The 3,697-nt window shown below is 63.0% G+C and carries 4 protein-coding genes; all 4 read right to left on the reverse strand.

Annotated elements, in window-relative coordinates:
* Nucleotides 1–13: 13 nt before the first annotated feature.
* Genes AArcSt11_RS16795 through AArcSt11_RS16810 form a run of 4 tightly spaced genes read right to left on the reverse strand, consistent with a single transcriptional unit; the run spans nucleotide 14 to nucleotide 3,630 of the window.
* A complete protein-coding gene (locus tag AArcSt11_RS16795; protein ID WP_250598853.1) occupies nucleotides 14–970 on the reverse strand; it encodes a DUF7958 family protein in 957 nt (318 codons plus the stop codon).
* 1 nt (nucleotide 971) lies between these two features.
* The gene (locus tag AArcSt11_RS16800; RefSeq protein ID WP_250598855.1) at nucleotides 972–1,586 is read right to left on the reverse strand and encodes a hypothetical protein; all 615 of its coding nucleotides are present in this window, start codon (nucleotides 1,584–1,586) and stop codon (nucleotides 972–974) included.
* The gene (locus AArcSt11_RS16805) at nucleotides 1,586–2,560 is read right to left on the reverse strand and encodes a DUF7958 family protein (protein ID WP_250598857.1); all 975 of its coding nucleotides are present in this window, start codon (nucleotides 2,558–2,560) and stop codon (nucleotides 1,586–1,588) included. The genes AArcSt11_RS16800 and AArcSt11_RS16805 overlap by 1 nt, the downstream gene beginning before the upstream one ends.
* Nucleotides 2,560–3,630, reverse strand: a complete 1,071-nt coding sequence (locus AArcSt11_RS16810; RefSeq protein WP_250598859.1) for an eCIS core domain-containing protein — start codon at nucleotides 3,628–3,630, stop codon at nucleotides 2,560–2,562. Before AArcSt11_RS16810 ends, AArcSt11_RS16805 begins: the two co-directional genes overlap by 1 nt.
* Nucleotides 3,631–3,697: the final 67 nt, after the last annotated feature.

Raw genomic sequence — 3,697 nt, forward strand, 5'->3', positions numbered from 1 at the left:
GGTCGAGAGGCACTCAGACCGGTGAGACGTACCCGGAGATGCGAGCGTCGTGATCGAAGTACGGTTCGTAGAAGTCGAAGTGCCGGTACTTCCCGGTGTACTTGTACTTCCCATGCCCGAGCACGCGGTAGGGTTCAGGCGGTTCCAGGCCCATGCCGATGAAGCAGTCCCGGATCTGGCAGACGAGATTGTGCCCGACGTGGAACCGGAAGCGGTCACGGTCGTAGCTCGTGGGCACGATTTCGAGGCGCGCGTCGGGGTCGCGATCGAACGGGTCCTCGCCTTCGATCGTCCGCTCCTCGTTGGTATCCTCGTAGTACATCGTGTCGATGCCGGAGACACCCTCTATCGTGAGGTCGGGACCGGGAATCTCGGTGGTGTCGGTGTCGTCGTTGCTGCCGCCGCCGACGAGCGAGGCCGCTTTCGAGATGAGGCCGTCACCGCTGGCGGACGCCAGGGCATCGAGATTCTGCTCACCCAGCACCTCAGTTGCCGGGCGGGCGATTTCGTCCTGGATCGCTTCGAGGTCCTCCTCGAGGTAGACGTTCTGCTTGTAGATCAGAAACTCTTCGTTGTAGACCTCCTGGGGCAGATCCAGCGGCGGAACGACGTCCGCGCGATCGTGGCTCGCCGCCTGTTCGTAAAGCGTCCCGAAGTACTCGTCGAACTGATCGTCACTGAGGTCGATCAGCGCAAGCAGTGCTGCAGCGATTCGGTCGGGGTTCTCCGTGTTCGGAACCGTGTCGTAGCCTTTCTCTCGGTAGACGTGGTACTTGGCGTAGCGACGGGCCTGGGAGAAGCTTTCGTCCTCCTGGTTCGTGCGTTCCTTTGGGTTTGACGGGTAGCCATCTTGCCCTTGGGCTTCAATCCGACCATCAAAGTCCATCGCTATATGATGTTCAACTTCGTTGTTGTCAATGACAGTCACACCTATTCCTTCATCGTCCTCGCCAGCAATTTCCCCCTTCATTTTAATCCCAGAACCTCAGGCTGGATTCATCGCCCTCATCTTCTTCCTCCCGCTTTCCGTCAACATCGTCGTCGGCACCGAAGAGCCTGTCTCTCAGTCTGTCGAGTGTGTTCGAGACGCCTTTACTGGCGGCCCCGACGCCGACGGTTACGGCGGTGGCAGCGAGAGCGGGAGCTGCCAGTGACGGGTCGGCGGCCGAGTCCGCGAGCATCTCCTGAAGAGCCGGCTCACTCGCTGCGCGGCCGAGTGCGACCGTGCCGGCAGCAACGCCTGCACCAGCCACGCCCATGGCCGTTTCACCCAGGCCGCTGTGGACCTCACTCTGCAGGTCGCTCAGGTCGGATTTGGTTTCCTGGAGTTCCGCTCTGAGGTCTGCGACCTCTTCGGTGAGATTGTCGAGTCCTTCGTAGGCCATCGACTCGCCCTTCGCCGCCCGCTGGATGTGCACGTCGGCGCCCATCCGATTGACCACTGGCGGTTCCTCGCCCGAAAGCGCCTGGGCGGCCATTTCGTCGGCCTCGCGCTCTAACTGCGGGTCAGGATCGATCTGCAGACCGCCCTCCTGGGGCATCTCGACGGGCGTGGCAACGGCACCTCCGGGCGCACACTGGCTCATCACTTCGAGGCGAGCAAGGTATCGTTCTCCGGATCGGTGAAGTCCGGATACATCTCGAGTGTTTTGTACTGTTCGGCGGCTTCGATCCGGCCGGGACCGAGGACGCAGAACTCCTCCGGCGGGTGCAGGCCCATCCGGACGAAGCAATCCCTGATCTGGCACTTGAGATAGTGGTCGAGGTAGGCGCGGAACTCCTCGAGCGGGCCCGGATCGATCGGCGCGAGTTCGATCAACGTGTCGGGATCGCGCTCGAATGGATCCCTGTCGGGCTCGCCGATGTGTTCTTCGCCACGCGAATCGACGTAGGCGGTGTACAGCGAGGAGACGGCTGCGATGGCGAGGGTATCATTGACCGTCACCTCCTGGTCGCGAGCCACGGTGGCGAGATCCTGGGAGAACGCCTGCCAGTCGTCGACTGCCGAGTCGCCGATTTCGTCGACGTCGGTGACGTTCCCGATCGCGTCGAGATCGACGTCGTGGAGCGTCGCCAGCGTCTCGGCCTCGTCAGCCAGGTCGGTCTCGAGTGGATCGACCCCGAGATAGACGTGCTGGCGGTACAGCACCGAGTTCGGGCCGGCCGCACCGGACGGAATCGGGATCGCCCGCGAGACGCCGTCGTCGTGGTAACTCCGAAGCTGCTGTTCGAGATCCCCGAAGAGGTCGGCGAACGCGTCGTCCGAGAGTTGCTGGACGGCCAGCCGGACGGCGTCGATTCGCTCCGGGTGGATCTCCGGCGGCACCGTGTCGTAGCCGCGCTCGCAGTAAACGTAGTACTGGGCGAAGCGGCGGGCCTGTTCGTTTAGTTCGTTCTCTTCTGGAGTACGATCAGCCGCCTTGTCAGCGTACTCCTCACATTGATGGCCAGTTATTTCGCCATCAGTCTTCCTCAGTTCAATCACATGCTCGGCATCATTATTATCAATGACGCTAATCCCAACGAGCGTCTCATTTTCACCGGTGATGAGGCCGTCCATTATTGATCACCTCGGCTGGCACCAACACCCTCGAGACCAGCATAATCGTCCCCACCGAACCGCTTGCGGATCTTCTCGTCGATGAGGTCCTCGATGTAGTCGCCAAAGTCGGCCGATTTCTCGGCGATGGCCTTCGACCCCGCCTCGTAGACCGGCTCGTAGGCGGCTTTCGAGACGTCACTGGCGACTCCCGACGCGAGCTCGGAGATGAGTTGCTGGCCGGCGACGGCGCCGCCGGCTGTTCCAACGCCGGGGGCGATCATCGTTCCCACCGCGGCGCCGACTAACCCGCCGGCCGCGCCGATGGCGCCTTTGCTGGCGGCCTTGCCGAGGCGGTCTCGCCAGGAGGTGTCGCCCTCGATCGCGTCGAACAACGTGGCCTGGTTCTCCTTGAGCTGGTCGACCTCCATGGCTAACGCCTCGGGATCAGTGGAGACGCTGGTCTCGAAGCGCTCTTCGGCCTCTTGGTGGGCCTGCTCGAGTTGCGCCTCGGAGGGCATCCGCTGAATGTGCACGTCGGCGCCCATCCGATTGACCACCAGCGGCTCCTCGCCAGAAAGCGCCTGGGCAGCCATCTCGTCGGCCTCGCGCTCTAGCTGCGGGTCAGGATCGATCTGCAGGCCGCCCTCCTTGGGCATCATGCTGATCGCCGCACCGCCAGTCTGTTGTTTGACGTGTGCGAGTTCGTGAGCAAGCAGGTACTGTCCCTCGGGCGACTCCGGATTATACTCGCCGGAATTGAACGCGATCTTGTGCCCGCACGTGAACGCGCGGGCGTCGATCGCCTCGCAGGCTTTGGTCGCGTCCGCGCCCGTGTGGATGCGCACGTCAGAGAAGTCCGCGTCCATCCGGTCTTCGAGCGAGCGCTGGATCGTCCCCTCGAGGGGCATGCCTTCACCGCCGACGACGTCCAGCACCGGCTCCGGAATGTCTTCGGGGTCCGAAGTTGTTCCTTCGGTGGCTCGCTGGATGCGATGGTCTTCCATCTCCTTGGGCTTGCCCAGGTCTTCCGGCGGGATGCCCTCGTCGAGCCAGTCGTGCATGCAGGGACCGTAGTTCTGCTCGTGCATGCGCAACAGCGCCAGCGTCTGGGCGTCCTCGACCTCGACGCCGTAGTGATCCGTTGCTGCCTCAAGC

This window comes from Natranaeroarchaeum aerophilus (assembly GCF_023638055.1).
Lineage (GTDB): Archaea > Halobacteriota > Halobacteria > Halobacteriales > Natronoarchaeaceae > Natranaeroarchaeum > Natranaeroarchaeum aerophilum.